Raw genomic sequence first — 16,916 nt, 5'->3', positions numbered from 1 at the left:
TTCTATGTAAAGCAGAAGATCGAAGCTGGCCTGAAAGCTGTCGAGGAAGGCCGCACCATTCCCCACGAAGAGATGAAGCGCCGCTTGCTCGCCAAGAAACGCCACGTATGAGGATTCACTGATCGGAGATCGCCGAGGCCGATCTCGAGACATCTACGACTATATCGCCCGGGATGTGCCCTATTACGCCGAGCTGTTCGTCGACAGGCTCATCGATACCACCGATCAGCTCGAAGACCATCCCCGGATGGGGCGCAGGGTGCCCGAGGCCGACGACCGCGACGATGTGCGCGAGCTGATCGTCCAGGGTTATCGGATCATCTACCTGCTACAGACCGAGCAACTGCTCATCCTCACCGTCATCCACGGCAGCCGGAATCTCGCCGGGCAGGAGAATAAGCCTTGGGAGGAAGGATAGAAGATTGAACTAACACCTGAATCCGTGGACCTGAATTGAATTCGGCCATTTTCCATGCGCATCTAGGGTGAATGAGTGATGGTCGCTATTTTTCAGCATATTCAATGCATTATGCTTGATCCGTAGGGGCAGCCCACGGATTCAGGTTTAACTGCTGGTTACGGTGACGGTATACCAAACGCAAGAATTGGTTCGGACCGAATAGGGGAAACAGTAAACTGTCACCGTAACCCTTTCTGACCCCGGCAGAGCATTCTTCAACCCATGACGAATCCGTCATCAGTCAGTTTGAGTTGCTTGAGATCAATCCCTTGCCTGGAGAATGATTGGTAGACCGCTTGCTGCAGTTCGGCAAAGCCTTGCTGGTTGCGTTGCTTCAGCAGCTCCTGACTGCCCGCGCCCGCTATTGCGGTCATGATGCCCATGGCTTCGGCCGTGCGCTGCTTTTCCGCATCGCTCAAGCGGCGAATATCCGGGCTGTTGGCCATCGTCACGGCGAGTTGATTGCGTATGGCCTTGAACTGCTGGGGCTGAATCTCCTGCTTGTGAACAATCTCCCAGCCACAGACATAGTAGGCCGCCATGACATCGGCGAGGTTGCGACTGGAGTAACCGTAGCTTGTCAGCAGACGGTCGAATTCTTGCCAGATGGCGTCCGTGGAAAGCGCTTTCGTGATTTCGGCTTGAAACTCCGGTGAAGAGTTAGTGCGTATCAGATGCGTGCGTAGGTCGGTTCGTACCGACTGCGAGACGGTTGAAGACGGCTTGTACTGGAGCACTTCCGCCGACGAGTATTTTCCATCCTGAGTGGCAAGATCCGATCGCTTCGCGGGAGAAGTTGCGGGATTAATCCACGACCGATTGGTGATACCGTTCGACAGCAAAGCGTTGTTGGTGCCGAACGCCACGGCGCTGAAGAAGCTCTGCGACGGGGCCTGCGCCTGCGCGATGCTGGCGAGTAGCAGCAGGCCGACTGAGAACATACTGACAGATGTGTTACGGAAAAGGGGAGTCGTCATCGGTGTCACCATTCCTTGGTTGCATTTGTCCGGACAGGCACACTGGCGCGGCGCCGTGAGATATCGGTGCGGCGCTTGACGGATGCCACAAGTGCCAACAATAAAGTCAATCTGAGCAGCAAGGTCGGATAGCCGGTAGGGGAAGGGGGCGTCATCGATCGGTTCATGTCCGTATTTCTCATGGCGAGTCTTTATCGTCCGCCCGCCGTACCCCGAGCCAGCGAACACTGCCAGCAGTTTGCTCAGGGGGCGATGCGATGGCTACCTCGTGGAAACCCCAGGGTCGGTCCTTGGCGATGAGCGCATAAAGTCATCGGAACTGCCGCATTTTCAGACCGACCGGTAGGCGGCGGCAGCGCGACTGAGCAGCTCGGGCGTTCCCTAGGCTGGGGCGCATTCGTATATGAACGGCTCCGCAGGGCGGCTGGAACACACTGGAAGAATAGATCGACGCCAGGTCCTGCGCGAACGCCGGTGTCACCGAGACCAGGCCGACAAGCAGGATGAGTCCTTTGCTTTTCAAGTTTTGCCTCCCGGGGGGGTGAGGTGAAACGATTGTCCGATTGGGTTCGACAATGGTGAATCCACTGTGCACCAACGACAAGAGGCGAGGCGCTTTCGCGCCTCGCCCCACATCGTCGGATACTGCTTCCGTCCGTGTTACTGCTTGCGCGCAACGCTGGAAAGGCCTTCGCCGATGGCCTTGATCGTGGTCGACATGGTGCTCGACGCGATCGAGAACATCTGGGCTTCGCCCTGCATTTTCGACTGCAGCGAGGCGAATTCGCGGGCCGCTTCCGGGTCGTCGCCGCCGCCGGTGGCATTGTTCATGTCGTTGGCGTAGCCGACCATGTTGGCGGCATGCTCGCCCATTGCCTTGCCCAGCGCTTCGGCAATGGCGACCAGCCAGCTCTTGCCTTCGCTGCTGCCGGAGACTGCGGATTCACCGTCGCGAGCATCACGGCGGGCGTCGATCAGCGCGTCGGTGATGTCTTGGGTGAGATCGGAAACGGCCCGGTCGAGATCACCGGTGTATTCGCCGTTGGCACCTTGGTGATTGGCCGCCGACTGGATGCCGGAAGCGAGTTCGCCGAGTTCCTGCGCGAAGCCCTGGGCGTCGCCGGTGGCCAGCGCGAAGCCGGCCTGGAATGCGTCGATCGCGGCATCCATCTGCTTGGCTCCGATGCCGAGCGACTGCATGGCGGAGCCTAGTGCCTGGGCACCGACTTGGCTCGCGGCCTGCATGGCGGCGTTGAGCATCAGGGAAGCACCGCCGGTAAACGCCGCTCCGGCGATCGAGGCAATGTTGAGAATCGAGTTCAGATTGAGACCGTTGGACATTTGATCTACCTCTCCAAAGATTTGTATGAAAGTCCGTGCTGCTGCCCCTCACGCACGGTGCCAGTCGGAGAGTTCGACCGCACGCGGAGCGGGTTGACCAATGTCATCGCGGCGGGGGCCGCGATGACGGGGCTCAAGTTACGGGTCATCTGCAGTCGCGCCCAGCCGGGACGTGCCCTAGATAGGGTTTGCACCAGGATGTCCGCGGCCGCTTCATTCGCGCCAGCTCATTGTGGAATATGCGCAGACGTTCCGCGGATCGCCGTTGTCATTGAGTTCCCGCATTTTGATGGCGCTGGTGTCCACGGCAGGTTCTGCGATGTGCACGCGTTCGCCGTCAGCCGGAACGATATGCACTTCAGGGCAGTGGGCGTCGGTAATGACGGCCACGTAGCGGCTGTCCGGTGACCACGCCGGGGAATGATCGCTGTTGCGCGATATAGTGAGCTGCCGGAGACCACTGCCATCCATATGCATCGTCCAGATGTGTCCGTCCATGGCGAAGACCAGTGCTTGGCCATCCGGGCTGGCTTCGAGACCGCTGATGTCGTCGGGCAGTGTCGCGATTCTGGTGACATCAGTTAAGGACACATTACTCAGGTAGACCTCGTTGCGGCTGGCCATCGCCAAACGCCCGTCTGGTAGCCAACTCCAAGCATCCATCTGCGGGAACCGCGCGAGGATGTCGCCGCTGCGGGCGAACACGGTGACGATCTGGCTCGTTTCGTCTCCGTAGTCATAGGAGCTCCACTCGACTGCGACCATTTCGCCATCCGGCGAAAGCTTGGGTGTGCCGCCGAAGAAATCGAGCGCTTGGAAGCTGGCGGAAATTGCGTCGGTATCGAGTGCCTGCACGTTGATTTGGCGGGTATCGACGTCGTTACTATCGGTTATGTAGCTCATCTCCGTGCCGTCCCAAGACGCGTACGGACTGCTATCCAGGTCGCCCGCCGTGGGGACGGGAATTTCTTCGCCACTGTCGACTATTACGTAGCCGAGCCCCGGCGCCAAATCCATGAACAGACGGCCGTCCAGGCCGGCGTTGAGCCCGTCGCCTTGGGGCGCGGTGCCGACGACGCTGGGTAGTGCCTGGCTTGGCGGCGTCCGCCATTCGGGAGGACCAAATGCGCAGACGTTGCGGGTTTCGCCGTCTTCCAGTTGCAGGATCTTCGTCGCGGGCGCGGGGTTGTCGGCGGACAGATTCACCATTTCGGCGTCGACCGGCACCGCCCACAGCTCCGGACAGCCGGAGCCGGGGATGCCGCCGATGTGTCCGGGGTAGACAATGTCCTGGCGGACGATCACGTGGCTTCCATCGGCAGACCAGGTGGCACCGTCCTCGTTGAGGTTGGACGTCGTCAACTGGCGCCGGCCGTTGCCGTCTGTGTTGATGATGTAGACGTGATTGTCGAGCGTGCCGGTATCACCGAGAGTCAGGGCGATCTGTGTTCCGTCCGGGCTTACGGAGAGAAAATTGGGTGCCTCGCCCGGGAACGAGGCAATGCCGTTGGCGCTGCTGTAGTCGCCTTCGGACACGAACAGATTGTCACCCTTGATGTAGTAGAGCTTGCCATCGGGTCCCCAGTCCCAGCTGGTAGCGCCTTCATAGAAGCCCAGCGAGTCGCCATTGCGCTTGAACAGGTACAGGTCATTCGGCGAGTCCCAGCCAACGGCGATCAGGCTCTTGTCCGGCGAGAGTTTGGGCCGGCCGTAATAGAAGTCTGCTTTCTCGATACGAACCTTGGTGACACCCTGCCGGTCCAGAATCAGCAGGTCGCTGGTGCTGTTGGAGCCACTCAATGGGTCCAGGTTCTGGTCCACGAATTCAGTGCCGTCTTCGGACGGCGTACCCCCGTTGTCGGGATGGATCGAACGCACGATGCCGGTGGCCAGATCCAGTTCCACATAATTTTCCGGTGCGTCGTAGTAGACCTTGCCGCTGAGGTCGCCGTTGAGTGCGGTGGGCCATTCCGGTTCGTCGGGCTCATCGGGCTCATCGGGTTCATCGGGTTCATCCGGTTCGTCTGGATCATCAGGATCGCCGGGATCGCCGGGCGTGTCCGGCGGTGGCGTATCGTCGTCTCCACCGCCTCCGCCGCCGCAGGCCGACAGGCAGAGCAGGGCGCACAGCAGGGCGAGCAGACAAAGCTTGCGTTGGTTCACGGTTGTTCCTCGGGTCCGATGGGGGAAGACCGGCGGCTGTGGATCATTGTGGCGATCGGGCGCGCGGGCACTACCTCGGGCGTTCCCTAGGCTAGGGCGCTTCCGAATGTGAAAGCGGCGGCGGGCGGTTCAGGATGAACTCATGCCGAAGCCGGGTCGGAGCGGAATCGGCAGTCCAACCACCCATGGAGATGAAGGAGTTTTCTATGACTGCAATGGGAAACATGCTGTTCGGGGGGCTCTCCGAAACGCGGTTCCAGGGCGCGATGGCGCGCACACTGGATACGCCGGTCGGCGGCCCCAGCGAGGCGCGCGTGGCTGGCGCGCTGGAAATGCTCAACCCCAGCCAGATGTCCGGCGGTGAGCGCAAGACGCTGTTGACGATGGCGCGTGCCTTGTCGGCAGACGGCGACATCAGCCCCAGTGACGCGGATGCATTGATCGCCGCGATGCGGGAATTTTCCACCAACGGGATCGGTGCCTTCAGCGACAGCTGGCCGTTTTCCGGTATGGATCTGCGTCAGGCCCCGGGTTCGGCGCTGTTCAACGGCATGCTGGGCGAATTGCTCGGCAATTCCACCGGCGAGCTCGGTTCCCTGCTGCGCGACTACCGGTTCCTCAGCACCGTGGATTCGCTGCTCGAACAGACCAGCACCACGCCGTGGATGGCGGCGCTGGACAGCGCCTTCGGCAATGCGGACCTGTCCAGGCTTTCGGGCGCGGAGCGCATGGAGCTGGTCGGCATGGTGGCCACCGCAGCTTCGGACGGCGACATCAGCTGGCCGGAGGCGAGCACCATCATGGCGGCGCTGGACAAGAGCCTCGGCAACAGCGGGCCGTCGGTGCATCCGATGCCGGTCCCGGCACCGGCGCAGAGCGAGTGGACGGTGTCCGAAACCGGTAACGGCCGTGCGACGATCGATCTCGGCAACTACACGCTGGACATCAACGAGCACAGCTCCGAAATCGTGCTGACCAACAAGGACACCGGCGAGCGTTCGCGCATCTGGGGCGACCCGCACTTCGATACGAACGGTGACGGCCGCACCGATGTGGACTTCTGGGGCACGATTTCGCTGAACCTGGAAGACGGCACCAAGATCACGATCGACACCACGCCGTACGCACGCAATGAGGCGATGACGCTCTCCAGCAAGCTGACGATCACCAAGGGCGATCAGGCGATCGTCGTCGACGGACTCGACCAGAACAGCATCGGCGACATGAGCATCACCCAGAGCGACGACGGCCGTGTGCTCGACACCTTCACCGGCGACGGCATGAACCTCTACGAAAACAGCCAGGGCGAGGGCTGGATGGTGCGTGACGGCCTGTGGATGCGCGAAGTGACGCAGACCGACATGAACAAGACCAAGGACATGGGCAGCGACTTCAGCCCGATCGAGGCGCTGCAGGCCATGAGCCTGAGCTTTTCGAGCGGGTTGCTGATGGGCATGCTCAGCTCGATGTTCATCGATCCATCCCGCTGATGGGGGCAGACGCCGTCACATCATCGGCCGGCGCCGGCGGTGTCCTGGAGTGGGTCAGGGACACCGCTTTTCTGCGTTCGCAGCGTTTGCAGCTGAGTCCGTTGCGTGCGCGCGATGCGGCGGGCCTGCTGGAGCTGGACCGTTCCGATCTGGTCGGTCGCTGGTTGCTGGATGATCGTTTGCAGAACCTTCTGCAGGCACATGTGCTGGTGGACTGGATGAACGGTTTCTATGCGCAGAATCCCGGCTTGGGAGTGTGGGCGGCGCGGGACCGGCAGGACCGGTTCGTCGGAATTTATTCGCTGATGCCGGTGCCGGATACGGAAGACGTGGAGATCGGCGCGCGCCTGCTGCCGGCGCACTGGAATGGCGGCCTGGCGGTGGAAATGGGTCATCAGCTTTGCCGCCACGCGTTCACGACGCTGGCGCTGCCACGGCTGGTGTCCTTCTGCGACCTGCGGCATGAATCGGTTCCGGCTGTGTTGCGCCGGCTCGGTTTCCGGCCGGCGGGCACGGCCAAGCATTTCGGCAAGACCGCTCTGTTTTTCGAGCAGAACAAGACGCACTGGTCCGATCATCACCAGTCCTGAGCCGCCGTCGAATCCGACGGACCTCTGCTGCGGGGGACGCCCTCAAAGGTTCAGCCCCTCAAAGGTTCAGCCCCTCAAAGGTTCAGCAGTATCCAGTCGCGATGCGTATCGCTGCCAGCCTTCGGCTTGCCGATGAGTTGGTCGGCCACCTGCAGGGGCCCGTCTCCACGTTTCCAGGCGCTGGCCAGCGTGCCGAGGCGGCTGCGCGTCTGGCGGGTGTAGGCACCCTCCGGCTCGGTGGCGAGATCGGTTTCGATCTTGATCGGATACAGGCCGCGCGCGTCGTCACTGTTATTGAGCAGGCCGACCAGCTTGACCACTGCGTCGTGATAGCCGCTGTCGCTGAGGTAGGGGCGTTGCGTCCGCTGGCAGTACCAGACGGTGAGATATTCGAGCGGTCCGAAGCTGCGTCGCGGCGCTACGCCCAGGTGTTGGCCGTTGAGCACGCTGGCGCTGATCGCTCGCGTGTTGTCGCCGCTGGCCTTCCACAGGTCGGTGGTGCCCCAGGATGTGAGCTGACCGGTCGGCAGGTCATGGCGCTTCAGCGCCAGCGCCAGCGCCGCGGCCAGATCGCGCTTGGCTGGGGTGTTGTCGCTGTCGGCAACGATCAGCATCAGCTTGAGAAAACCCGGATAGCCGAGATAGCCGAAGCGACGACAGACGCGCTTGAGCACCGCCAGGCGCGTTTCATCGTCCGGACTTTGATGCAGCCCCTCGGCGAGGCGTGCCGCCGCCTCGCGCCAGGATTCGGCAGCGGCCGCAAGCGGGGCGTCGGCCATCAGCCGCTCAGCGCGGCGAGTATGTGATCGGCCAGGCCTTGTGCGCTGGCGGCGGGGTCGGCCAGGTCGAAGTCCGGCGTGGCGGCCTCGGCCTTGAGCGCGCGCGAGCCCGGCGCGATGTCGGACCAGGCATCCAGCGACAGCAGCCATTCGCCGGGATCGGCATGCGCCTCGTTGGCCGCCACCAGGCGTTCTGCCGCGAACTGGCTGGCCGTTGCGGATTCCAGGCTGCCCGTCGATGCAAGCCCTTTGCCTTCCAGGGTTTCCGCCTGAAAGGCGGGCCTCAGGGCAGGCGTTCGTAGGGCATCGATCAGGGCGATGCGGCTATTGTCTGTGGATTGAACTTTCATGGCATACGTCTGCATCACGCGGACTCCCCCCGGAGCTGTGACGATCCTAGACTCGCCACGCGGCGGCGTGAACCTCGGACTTACCCTATGCCGGCCGGGAATCCCCGGTTGCGGTGCCATGATTCTCGCTTGCACCGACTCCGAGCGGATATTCATGGGCAAGCCCAAAGGCGGCGATCAGACCGAAAAGCCGACCCCGAAACGGCTCAAGGACGCACGCAAGGAAGGCGAGGTCCATCGCAGCCAGGAGCTTACCAATACGCTGCTGCTGATGTTGTGGCTGGCGATGGCGCCGCTGCTGGCCGGCTGGGTCTACCAGCATCTGGCGGACGCCTTCGAAGCCAGCTTCATCGGTGTTGGCCAGCATCGCCCGGCCGATCTGCTGAATACCCTGCAACTCGATCTCATGCTGTTGATGCGGGCGGTGTTGCCGCTGCTGATATTCGCCAGCGTGGTCGGCATCGCCGCCGACTTTCTGCAGGTTGGCCCGCTGTTTGCGCTCAAGCGTCTGGTGCCGAAGATGGAGCGCATCAATCCGGTGGACGGCATGAAGCGCATGTTCTCGCAGGAGAACCTGGTCGAGGTCTTCAAATCGGTCTTCAAGAGCGCGGCCTTGCTCGGTATCGGCGTGCTGGTGCTGCGTGCGATGCTGCCGCCGATCCTGTCGCTGCCGGACGCGAGCCCGCCGGACATCCTGCACGCCTGGTGGCGCTCGCTGATGTGGATCGGCATCTGGGTGGTGTTCGTGTTCTTCTTCGTCTCGGTGCTGGACGCGAACTATCAGCGCTTCGTGTTCATCAAGAACCTGATGATGAGCCGCCGCGACATTCGCGACGAAGTCAAGAACACCGAGGGCGATCCTATGGTCAAGGGCCGTCGCCGCGAGCTGCATCACGAGTGGTCTCAGCAGAACATGCTGGCGTCGGTGCGAAAATCCAATGTGGTGGTGGTCAACCCCACCCATGTTGCGGTGGCCCTGAGCTACGAGCCGGGCGAAACGGATCTGCCGGTGGTCAGCGCCAAGGGCGAGGGCTACGAGGCCCGCCTGATTCGCGAGGCCGCCGAGCAGGCCGGCGTACCGGTGTTGCAGAACATCGATCTGGCACGTGGGCTGCACGCCAATGTGGCGGTCGACGAATACATCTCTGCCGACTTCTTCGAAGCGGTCGCGGAAATCCTGCGCTGGGCGGAGTCGATGCGCGGCTTGCGCTGAGCGTCGCCTTGCTGCCGAAGCGGCAAGCTCGTCTCGGAGGGCTTCAGGGCACCGGCAGCAGGCGTTTGAAGACCTCGATCAATTCGCGGTTCTGGAACAGCTTGCGCAACACCACTTCCACGATCAGGCCCAGCGTCAGCAGGATCACCCACTGCGCCAGCCAGGCCTTGATCGGCAGGGTCAGTGCGAACACGTTGAGCTGCTGTGCATAGCGGTTCACCAGGCCGAACGAGAAATCCACGATCGACATCACCACCATCGCCGGCGCGGCGAACAGCAGGGCGCTGCTCATCAGGTAGCTGAGCTGGCCGACCATGAAGCCGGCGCCGGCCGGGTTGAGTGCGGGCAGCACGTTCTGCACCGGCCACAGCTGATAGCTGCTCATGAGGATGTCCAGAAACACCAGAAAGGCGCCGCTGGCCATGAACAGCCAGGCGGCGAGCTGCGAGAACAGCTGGCCGGTGAGCGAGGTCTGATGGCCCTGGATCGGATCGACCACGTTGGAGAAATTGGCGCCGATCTGTGTGTCGATCATGCCGCCGGCCGTGCCCAGCGCCCAGAACACGGACCCGAAGGTGAAGCCCAGCAGGGCGCCGATCAGCAATTCCTTGAGGATCACCAGCGGCCAGGTTCCGGCGCCCATTGCGCCCATCGGCGCCGCGCTCATCGCCACCGGGAGCGCGATGATTGCCAGGCTCACGTAGAAGCTGTTGCGCACCAGCGCCGGCACGGTTTCGCTGCTCATCAGCGGCAGCACCAGAAACGCCGCGGCGATGCGCGGCACCGTCAGTGCCAGTGCCAGCATCACCTCACCGACCGAATCGAAGCCGTTCATGCGCTCAGTTCGTCATGCCCGGAAACTCGGTGAAGATCCGGTCGGCAAAATTGTAGAGCGTGCCGCCGAGCACGCTGGCCGTCAGGAACAGCACGATGACGATGGTGACGAACTTCACGGTGAATGCCAGGGTCTGTTCCTGCAGCTGTGTCGCGGCCTGAAAGAAGGCGACGATCAGGCCCACGATCGACGCTGCCACGATCGCCGGGGCGGACAGCAGCAGCACCAGCCACAGGGCGTCCTGCGTCAGCCGCACGATGTCGAATCCCATCAGCGCTCAGCCATAAGTCAGCACCAGGCCGTGGACCAGCTTGGCCCAGCCGTCCATGAACACGAACAGCAGCAGCTTGAACGGCAGCGACACCAGCGTTGGTGACAGCATCATCATGCCCAGCGCCAGCAGGATGTTGGAGACCATCAGATCGATGATCAGGAACGGCAGAAAGATCAGGAAGCCGATCTGGAACGCGGCGGTCAGTTCGCTGACCGTGAAGGCCGGCACCACCACGATGTAGTCGCGCGGGCCGAGGCTCTGGCGTCGCTCGTCCGGCAGGAAGCGGCGCGCACTTTCGAGAAAGAATACGCGTTCGGTATCGCTGGAATGGGCAATCAGGAATTCGCGCAACGGCTCCTTGGCGTGCCCCACCAGATCGAGCATGCGCTGCAGGTCCATCTTCTGCTCGGGCAGTTCCTGGCCGCGTTGCTCGATGGCTTCGTGTGTGTCCAGGATCACCGGATACATCACGTAGATCGACAGGATGATCGCCAGTCCATTGAGCACCACATTGGGCGGCACCTGCTGCAAGCCCAGGGCATTGCGCAGCAGGCTCAGCACCACCACGATCTTGGTGAACGAGGTGACCATCACCGCGACGAACGGCGCCAGCGCAAGGCTGACGACGATCGCGATGACGAAGCCGGGGCTGAGGCTACTGAAGTCCATCCAGATCCAGGATCAGTACGCCGAGGCTGTCGCCAACCGCGACCAGCTCACCGTGGCCCACGGCGCGGCCGTTGGCGCGGATCGTGGTGCGGGTCTGTTCGAGTGTCTGTGGCAGTTCGAACACGTAACCGGCCTGCAGTGCCGCAAGCTCGCCGACGCTGCTCGGCAGCGTGCCGATATCGAACGTCAGCTCCAGCATCGCGGCGTCCAGTGGCGACGTGGCAGGAGTCGCCTCCGCTGCGTCGCCGGCGGGCTGGGGTGGGGCGTCGGACATGGTGTGGGTCTCCCTGCTTTGAGATGGCTCGATCGGCGGGTGAATGGATGACGACAACAGCATCGGGCGCGAACGTTCATCGAGTTGGACCGCCCAGTGGCGGCCGGCGGCCTCCAGCGCGAGGTTCTGTCGGCAATGGTTGTATGTATCGAGCACCAGAACGTCACCGGTTTCGAATTCGCGCAGCGCGGCGGCGCTGATGGCCGGCGCGCGCAGGCTCAGCCTCGCGCTGGCCGGCAAGGCCGCGCAATGCGTCGACGGGCGCGACGCGGCGGGCTGCCAACGCTCGATCGCGGCGATGCGCGCCAGCGCCGCCGGACTCAAGGCGATGCGCCCGTGAATCGAGGCACCACGATGATCGAGACGCCAGTCGAGTGGGCGATCGAGCGCACGCCACTCGTCCGGGGACTGTTCGGGAACGGCCGCGCCTTCGGCTTCCAGGGCCACGCCGAACACGTGGTGGAATGCCGCGAGTACCGATTCGTGGGCCAGGCTCCAGGCCAGGGTTCGGGATTCGCCGTGGTAGTCATGCCAGGCGCCGTCGCCGAGTCCCTTGACGTAGGGGCCGGGCTGCACCCGCAGCCAGATCCTGAGTTCGTCGCCACGCAGTCGCATCCACTCACTCGCGGTCTCCGCTGCGCCGCCGGGCTGGCCGAGGTGCAGACTCAGGCTGCCGTCGGCGCTGGCGAGGCGGCAGGAGCGGGCGAACAGTTGGCGACGCAGTCGAGCGGCGGCTGGATCGAATCGCGGCAGCTGTTCCGCCAGAGAGCCGTAACCGAGCGTGCGCGCGTCCAGTCGGTGGGGCGCAACACTCATGCGTAGCCGAGTACCAGTCGCACCAGTTGCGGCACATTGCGCGCGCCGAGCTTGCTCATCATGTTGGCGCGATGCAGTTCGACGGTCTTGATGCTGATGTCGAGCGCGTCGGCGATGGTCTTGTTGAGCTTGCCGGTAACGACCAGATCCATGACCTGGCGTTCGCGCGGCGTCAGGCGTGACAGCTTCTCTTCGCATTGCGAGGGGTTGCGCGAGGCGGGCGGCGGCTCGTGCACGGCGATGCGTACCGCGTGGACCAGGGTTTCGCCTTCGAACGGTTTTTCGATGAAGTTCGAGGCGCCGCGCCGCATCGCTTCCACCGCCAGGGGCACATCGCCATGCGCGGTGACGAACACGATCGGCAGCCTGACCTCGCGGCGGCGCAGTTCCTCCATCAGTTCGAGTCCGCTCATGCCGGGCATGCGTACATCGCTGATCAGGCAGCTTGCCGTGGTCGTCGGTGATTCCTGGGCGATCGTATCGAGCAGGCCGGGGCCACTCGGGAAATCGCGAACGTCCAGATCGGCGGCTTCCAGCAGCCACGCGGTGGACCGGCGGAACGGTTCGTTGTCGTCGACGAGAAAGACCTGCACGTTGCCAGAATTCATGGTTGCTCAGCCTCTTGTGATGCTGCGGGCAGGGTGAACACGAAGCTTGCGCCACCCTCTGGGTTGTCCTCGAAGTACAGATTGCCTTCGTGAAATTCGACGATGGATCGGCAGATCGCGAGACCGACGCCCATGCCGTTGCTCTTGGTAGTGAAGAACGGCGCAAACAGTTGTTGCACCGTGGTGTCGGCGAGACCGCAGCCGCGGTCGGAGACACGGATCTGAACCCGGCCGTCGGCGTTCAATCGTGCACCGACCCTCACGATGCGTTCGTCCGGCGGCGTGGTGCGCATCGCCTCGATCCCGTTCTTGACGAGGTTGGCGAGCACCTGCTCGATCATCACGCGGTCGACCCTGACTTCCGGCAGCGAGTCCGCGATCTCGACACGCAGCAGCACACGGTGTTTCTGCGCTTCGAGCTGCAGCAGCTGCACGACGTGGGATGCGAATTCGCCGACGTGATGGATGTCGCGCCGCGGTTCGCGCGTGCGCACGAATTCACGGACGCGGGCGATCACCGCGGCCGCGTGTTCGGCCTGGGAGCGCGCCATGTCCAAGGCTTCATTGAGCCGTGGCGGCAAGCCGGGCAGCTTCTCTATCAGACGCTGGCCGGCACCGAGATAGTTGATGATCGTCGCCAGCGGCTGGTTCAGCTCATGTGCCAGCGTGGTCGCCATCTCGCCGACCGACATCGCGCGCGAGGTGAACAGCAGCTGGTCCTGCAGCGCGCGGTGACGGCGCACCCATTCGACACGATCGCTCAGGTCCAGCGCCGTCAGCAATCGCAGGCCATGCCCCAGGTTCGACCAGGCCAGGGAATACGAGCGTCCCGTGGACGGACAATAGACTTCGTCGGTGCCCGCTTCGTGTGGAAGGTCCACATCCGCGAACGGCTGGAAGCGGGATTCGAAAGCGCGGCGGGTCAGCTCCGGCGGCGGCGTGAAATCACTGGCGAAAGCGGCGTTGTGGCTGAGCAGGCGACCGCTGTCGTCGAAGATCGCGGCGGCCAGATGCAGCGCCTGAACCACGGCGTCGGCATCGACATCCGCGACCGAAGCGCGGGGCGCGGGATTGAGGGTGCAGGCGCCTGAACGTAGGGCGGTGCTTTGAACCGGCATTTCCATTTACCTGTCTCCGGCTTACTTTCCGATCCCCGGTACGACCGTTACGCTGCTGCCCCCCGCAGCCTCGGCGTATCTCGTCGGAGGCTGCCCCTAAAAGGTAGCCAAGATGCGTGAATCAATTGTGAAGTTTCGAACCGGAGCTGAATCCGCGATTGCGACGCGGGGCGCGACGGGCCGCGCATGGCCGAGCCTCGCGCGGTGTATTGCCGCCGCCCTGCCGGCGAGCTTGGTCTGCGGTATCGCCGCCGCCCAGAATGGAGGGCCCGAGGGGCCGGGCCTGTTTGAACTGCTGATGCCGTTGGTCATCGTCATCGCTGCGGGCGCTTTGGCCTGGTACCTGGTGCGCCGACGCGGCAGCTTCGTTCGAAGCGACGGTCCGCTCCAGCTGGTTCAGGTGATGCCGGTTGGCACACGGGAACGACTGCTGCTGGTCCGGATCGAGAACCGATACTGTCTGCTCGGCGCGACGCCGGTACAAATCTCACCCCTTACGGAATGGTCCGTTCCCCCCGAAACAGGTCCCGATACCGCCAAGGACGGGTCAACCCTATCCTGAATTCCAACTGACCGGAAGCCGTTCAGGGTTTCCCCTAGGCTGTCAGAAAGCTGTCAAGTCAGCGTGATAGCGTCGGTCACAAGTTGACGTGAATTGCCATCCGGTCGACGTTCGCGAAAAGCGTCGTCCGCGGCACCAGAAAACGGACCCCCCAATGCAGCGCCTGACCCCCCTATCAGGAGCGAAAGACCCGTTTTGTCCGCGTCCGGATGATCGCGGGTACGGCGGATCGACGCCCGCCACCGGAGCCGCGTCGTGAAGGCGCTGAACAGCGCCGCGCCGGCCTGGCTGCGCCTGCCCAAAGGCGACTTCAGCGATGTGCTGCTGGCGGTGGGCGTGATTGCGATCATCGGCCTGATGATCCTGCCGTTGCCGGCGCTGGTGATCGATGCCTTGGTGGCCGTCAATATCCTGTTCGGTATCGGCCTGTTGCTGCTCGCGATCTATATCCCACGACCCACGGCGTTCTCCAGCTTTCCGAGTGTGTTGCTGCTGTCGACCCTGTTCCGGCTGGCGCTGTCAATCGCGATCACCAAGATGATCCTGCTGCACGCACACGCCGGGAACATCGTTGAAACCTTCGGCAAGCTGGTGGTCGGCGGCAATCTCGTGGTCGGCATCGTGGTGTTCCTGATCATCACCGTGGTGCAGTTCATCGTGGTGGCCAAGGGCGCGGAACGTGTCGCCGAGGTGGCCGCACGTTTCACGCTCGATGCCATGCCCGGCAAGCAGCTGTCGATCGATTCCGATCTGCGCGCGGGCCTGCTGGACAAGGACGAGGCGCGTCGCCGGCGTCGTCTGCTGGAAGTCGAAAGTCAGTTGCATGGCAGCCTCGACGGCGCGATGAAGTTCGTCAAGGGCGATGCCATCGCCGGCATCGTGATCATCATCATCAACATCCTCGGCGGGCTCGCCATCGGCGTGCTTCAGCGCGACATGCCGCTGGGCCTGGCCGCGCACACCTACAGCATTCTGACGATCGGCGACGGCCTGGTGGCGCAGATTCCGGCGCTGCTGTGCTCGATCTCGGCGGGCCTGGTGGTCACGCGTAGCGCCGGTGAGGAAGACGACGACGGCAGGAATCTCGGTATCGCGATATCGCGGCAGATCGGCCGTCAGCCGCGAGTGGCCCTGATCGGTGGGGCGCTGGCGCTGATGCTGGCCCTGATCCCCGGATTTCCGTGGCCGGTGTTCGTGGTGCTGGGGCTGACGCTGCTGGCGAGCTGGACCTGGCGCGCGCGCAACCGTCATGAGGTGCTGCGGCGCCTGTTCCGGGTACCGGAGCCGGACCCCCTGGTCGAGCAGGCCCGCGCCGAAGCCTTGCGCGGCGAACTCGCGCCGCCGCCGCCGCTGCTGCTGGAGATCAACCCGCAGACCCTGCAGGAGCTGGGCTACCTGCGGGTCGAAGCCGCCACACGCACGGCAATCGCCCGGGTACGCGAACGTTTCGGTGTGCCCTTGCCGACGCCGACCGTGCGTGCCGGGCTTGAGCTTGCACCCGGCCAGTACGGTCTGGTCGGGCACGGCATGCGGCTCGCACGCGGCGCGGTGCGGGCACAGGCGCAGTTCCTGCCGCAGTCGAAAGACGTCAGGCAGGAGGCGGTGGTCGCGCCGGAAGCCGGCGTGCCGGCGACCACCGCCGCGCCTACCGCATTGGCGGTGTTCTGGCCGCCGATGCAGGGCGAGTGGTTGCCGGCCGAAGCCGATGCCGATGTCGATGGCGCCCGCAGCGGAATCCGCGAACAGGCGCTCGACGCCTGCGAGGTGCTGGAGCGTCATCTGGAGGTGGCGCTGCAGCGGCAGCTCGGACTGTTCCTCGGCATTCAGGAAACCGCCAACCTGATTCAGCGCTGGGGCCGCGAGTATCCGGACCTGATCAAGGAAATGCTGCGCGTGGTGCCACCGCAGCGAGTGTCCGACGTGTTGCGCCGCTTGGTGGAGGAGGGCGTACCGATCCGCAATCTGCGCGACGTGTTCGAGGCGATCACCGAAGCCGGTGCGCGCGAGAAGGACATCGTGATGCTGACCGAATATGTACGCGTGGCCCTGCGCCGCCAGATCAGCGATCACTTCACGGACGGAACGCGCAGCCTGCACGCGCTGCTCGCGCACCCCGAACTCGAGGATCTGCTGCGCCAGTCGGTTCGCGGCGGCGGTGGAGCCAATCAGATTGCGATCGACCCGCAGACGCTCAACCGCATCCTGCAGGACATCCAGCAGGCGCGGCAGCGGCTCGGCGACGGTTTCGCCGGTGTCGCGCTGTTGTCCTCGCTCGACGTGCGCCGCCATCTGCGGCGTTTGATCGAAAACGAATTCTTCGCGCTGCCGGTTCTGTCGTTCCAGGAACTGGTGGGTGACGTCCGCGTCGTACCGGCAGGGCAGGTCAAGGGATGACCG

At 63.6% G+C, this 16,916-nt stretch carries 17 protein-coding genes; 6 read left to right on the top strand and 11 right to left on the bottom strand.

Going from position 1 to position 16,916, the window contains the following annotated elements:
• Nucleotides 1–118: 118 nt before the first annotated feature.
• Nucleotides 119–418: a type II toxin-antitoxin system RelE/ParE family toxin gene (locus RM530_RS12775; RefSeq protein WP_311365607.1), complete on the top strand. Its 300-nt coding sequence runs from the start codon at nucleotides 119–121 to the stop codon at nucleotides 416–418.
• Between the two features lie 257 nt (nucleotides 419–675).
• Here RM530_RS12775 and RM530_RS12770 read toward each other — a convergent pair whose 3' ends face one another.
• The 3 genes from RM530_RS12770 to RM530_RS12760 form a co-directional block, all read right to left on the bottom strand.
• Nucleotides 676–1,437 (bottom strand): DUF6683 family protein, encoded by a 762-nt coding sequence (locus RM530_RS12770; protein ID WP_311365603.1) that lies wholly within the window; start codon nucleotides 1,435–1,437, stop codon nucleotides 676–678.
• Nucleotides 1,438–2,097: 660 nt separating this feature from the next.
• Nucleotides 2,098–2,778, bottom strand: a complete 681-nt coding sequence (locus tag RM530_RS12765; protein ID WP_311365602.1) for a hypothetical protein — start codon at nucleotides 2,776–2,778, stop codon at nucleotides 2,098–2,100.
• Between the two features lie 213 nt (nucleotides 2,779–2,991).
• Nucleotides 2,992–4,941 (bottom strand): hypothetical protein, encoded by a 1,950-nt coding sequence (locus tag RM530_RS12760; protein WP_311365601.1) that lies wholly within the window; start codon nucleotides 4,939–4,941, stop codon nucleotides 2,992–2,994.
• Nucleotides 4,942–5,147: 206 nt separating this feature from the next.
• Here RM530_RS12760 and RM530_RS12755 point away from each other — a divergent pair, with 206 nt between their 5' ends.
• The gene (locus tag RM530_RS12755) at nucleotides 5,148–6,431 is read left to right on the top strand and encodes a DUF1521 domain-containing protein (protein WP_311365599.1); all 1,284 of its coding nucleotides are present in this window, start codon (nucleotides 5,148–5,150) and stop codon (nucleotides 6,429–6,431) included.
• Nucleotides 6,431–7,021, top strand: a complete 591-nt coding sequence (locus RM530_RS12750) for a GNAT family N-acetyltransferase (RefSeq protein ID WP_311365597.1) — start codon at nucleotides 6,431–6,433, stop codon at nucleotides 7,019–7,021. The genes RM530_RS12755 and RM530_RS12750 overlap by 1 nt, the downstream gene beginning before the upstream one ends.
• 74 nt (nucleotides 7,022–7,095) lie before the next feature.
• Here the strand turns inward: RM530_RS12750 and RM530_RS12745 are convergent, their stop codons facing one another.
• Together RM530_RS12745 and RM530_RS12740 are read right to left on the bottom strand one after the other, a co-directional pair.
• Nucleotides 7,096–7,800 carry a hypothetical protein gene (locus tag RM530_RS12745; RefSeq protein WP_311365596.1) on the bottom strand — a complete coding sequence of 235 codons (705 nt, stop codon included), beginning with the start codon at nucleotides 7,798–7,800 and terminating at the stop codon, nucleotides 7,096–7,098.
• Nucleotides 7,800–8,150 (bottom strand): hypothetical protein, encoded by a 351-nt coding sequence (locus RM530_RS12740; RefSeq protein ID WP_311365595.1) that lies wholly within the window; start codon nucleotides 8,148–8,150, stop codon nucleotides 7,800–7,802. Before RM530_RS12740 ends, RM530_RS12745 begins: the two co-directional genes overlap by 1 nt.
• Before the next feature lie 154 nt (nucleotides 8,151–8,304).
• Between RM530_RS12740 and sctU the strand changes: the two genes are divergently transcribed.
• Nucleotides 8,305–9,363 carry a type III secretion system export apparatus subunit SctU gene (gene sctU, locus RM530_RS12735; protein ID WP_311365594.1) on the top strand — a complete coding sequence of 353 codons (1,059 nt, stop codon included), beginning with the start codon at nucleotides 8,305–8,307 and terminating at the stop codon, nucleotides 9,361–9,363.
• 43 nt (nucleotides 9,364–9,406) lie between these two features.
• On the opposite strand, the gene sctT is transcribed toward sctU, so the two are convergent.
• Genes sctT through RM530_RS12705 form a run of 6 tightly spaced genes read right to left on the bottom strand, consistent with a single transcriptional unit; the run spans nucleotide 9,407 to nucleotide 13,963 of the window.
• Nucleotides 9,407–10,198 (bottom strand): type III secretion system export apparatus subunit SctT, encoded by a 792-nt coding sequence (gene sctT / locus RM530_RS12730; protein WP_311365593.1) that lies wholly within the window; start codon nucleotides 10,196–10,198, stop codon nucleotides 9,407–9,409.
• Between the two features lie 4 nt (nucleotides 10,199–10,202).
• A complete protein-coding gene (gene sctS, locus RM530_RS12725; RefSeq protein ID WP_311365591.1) occupies nucleotides 10,203–10,469 on the bottom strand; it encodes a type III secretion system export apparatus subunit SctS in 267 nt (88 codons plus the stop codon).
• Nucleotides 10,470–10,475: 6 nt separating this feature from the next.
• The gene (sctR, locus tag RM530_RS12720) at nucleotides 10,476–11,141 is read right to left on the bottom strand and encodes a type III secretion system export apparatus subunit SctR (protein WP_311365590.1); all 666 of its coding nucleotides are present in this window, start codon (nucleotides 11,139–11,141) and stop codon (nucleotides 10,476–10,478) included.
• Nucleotides 11,128–12,231 (bottom strand): type III secretion system cytoplasmic ring protein SctQ, encoded by a 1,104-nt coding sequence (sctQ, locus tag RM530_RS12715; RefSeq protein ID WP_311365588.1) that lies wholly within the window; start codon nucleotides 12,229–12,231, stop codon nucleotides 11,128–11,130. The genes sctR and sctQ overlap by 14 nt, the downstream gene beginning before the upstream one ends.
• Nucleotides 12,228–12,839, bottom strand: a complete 612-nt coding sequence (locus RM530_RS12710; protein ID WP_311365586.1) for a response regulator transcription factor — start codon at nucleotides 12,837–12,839, stop codon at nucleotides 12,228–12,230. The genes sctQ and RM530_RS12710 overlap by 4 nt, the downstream gene beginning before the upstream one ends.
• Entirely contained in the window at nucleotides 12,836–13,963 is a 1,128-nt protein-coding gene (locus RM530_RS12705; RefSeq protein ID WP_311365585.1) for a sensor histidine kinase, read from the bottom strand. Before RM530_RS12705 ends, RM530_RS12710 begins: the two co-directional genes overlap by 4 nt.
• 106 nt (nucleotides 13,964–14,069) lie before the next feature.
• On the opposite strand from RM530_RS12705, the gene RM530_RS12700 reads away from it, so the two are divergent.
• Complete coding sequence (locus tag RM530_RS12700; RefSeq protein ID WP_311365584.1) at nucleotides 14,070–14,519, top strand: FliO/MopB family protein; 450 nt, start codon at nucleotides 14,070–14,072, stop codon at nucleotides 14,517–14,519.
• A gap of 255 nt (nucleotides 14,520–14,774) precedes the next feature.
• Entirely contained in the window at nucleotides 14,775–16,913 is a 2,139-nt protein-coding gene (gene sctV / locus RM530_RS12695; RefSeq protein ID WP_311365583.1) for a type III secretion system export apparatus subunit SctV, read from the top strand.
• The last annotated feature ends 3 nt before the right edge of the window (nucleotides 16,914–16,916 follow it).

The sequence above is a fragment of the Banduia mediterranea genome, from assembly GCF_031846245.1.
Classification (GTDB): Bacteria; Pseudomonadota; Gammaproteobacteria; order Nevskiales; family Nevskiaceae; genus Banduia; species Banduia mediterranea.
The sequence above is the reverse complement of the archived record's forward strand: the minus strand, read 5'-3'. Positions and strand labels throughout refer to the sequence as shown.

What these genes read in the sequence shown, in the direction of transcription:
- RM530_RS12755 (WP_311365599.1), top strand. Translation starts at nt 5,148, where the DNA reads ATGACTGCAATGGGAAACATGCTGTTCGGGGGGCTCTCCGAAACGCGG.
- RM530_RS12710 (WP_311365586.1), bottom strand. Translation starts at nt 12,839, where the DNA reads ATGAATTCTGGCAACGTGCAGGTCTTTCTCGTCGACGACAACGAACCG.
- sctU (WP_311365594.1), top strand. Translation starts at nt 8,305, where the DNA reads ATGGGCAAGCCCAAAGGCGGCGATCAGACCGAAAAGCCGACCCCGAAA.
- RM530_RS12745 (WP_311365596.1), bottom strand. Translation starts at nt 7,800, where the DNA reads ATGGCCGACGCCCCGCTTGCGGCCGCTGCCGAATCCTGGCGCGAGGCG.
- RM530_RS12770 (WP_311365603.1), bottom strand. Translation starts at nt 1,437, where the DNA reads ATGACGACTCCCCTTTTCCGTAACACATCTGTCAGTATGTTCTCAGTC.
- RM530_RS12705 (WP_311365585.1), bottom strand. Translation starts at nt 13,963, where the DNA reads ATGGAAATGCCGGTTCAAAGCACCGCCCTACGTTCAGGCGCCTGCACC.
- RM530_RS12700 (WP_311365584.1), top strand. Translation starts at nt 14,070, where the DNA reads ATGCGTGAATCAATTGTGAAGTTTCGAACCGGAGCTGAATCCGCGATT.
- RM530_RS12765 (WP_311365602.1), bottom strand. Translation starts at nt 2,778, where the DNA reads ATGTCCAACGGTCTCAATCTGAACTCGATTCTCAACATTGCCTCGATC.
- RM530_RS12750 (WP_311365597.1), top strand. Translation starts at nt 6,431, where the DNA reads ATGGGGGCAGACGCCGTCACATCATCGGCCGGCGCCGGCGGTGTCCTG.
- sctS (WP_311365591.1), bottom strand. Translation starts at nt 10,469, where the DNA reads ATGGGATTCGACATCGTGCGGCTGACGCAGGACGCCCTGTGGCTGGTG.
- sctQ (WP_311365588.1), bottom strand. Translation starts at nt 12,231, where the DNA reads ATGAGTGTTGCGCCCCACCGACTGGACGCGCGCACGCTCGGTTACGGC.
- sctR (WP_311365590.1), bottom strand. Translation starts at nt 11,141, where the DNA reads ATGGACTTCAGTAGCCTCAGCCCCGGCTTCGTCATCGCGATCGTCGTC.
- sctT (WP_311365593.1), bottom strand. Translation starts at nt 10,198, where the DNA reads ATGAACGGCTTCGATTCGGTCGGTGAGGTGATGCTGGCACTGGCACTG.
- RM530_RS12740 (WP_311365595.1), bottom strand. Translation starts at nt 8,150, where the DNA reads ATGAAAGTTCAATCCACAGACAATAGCCGCATCGCCCTGATCGATGCC.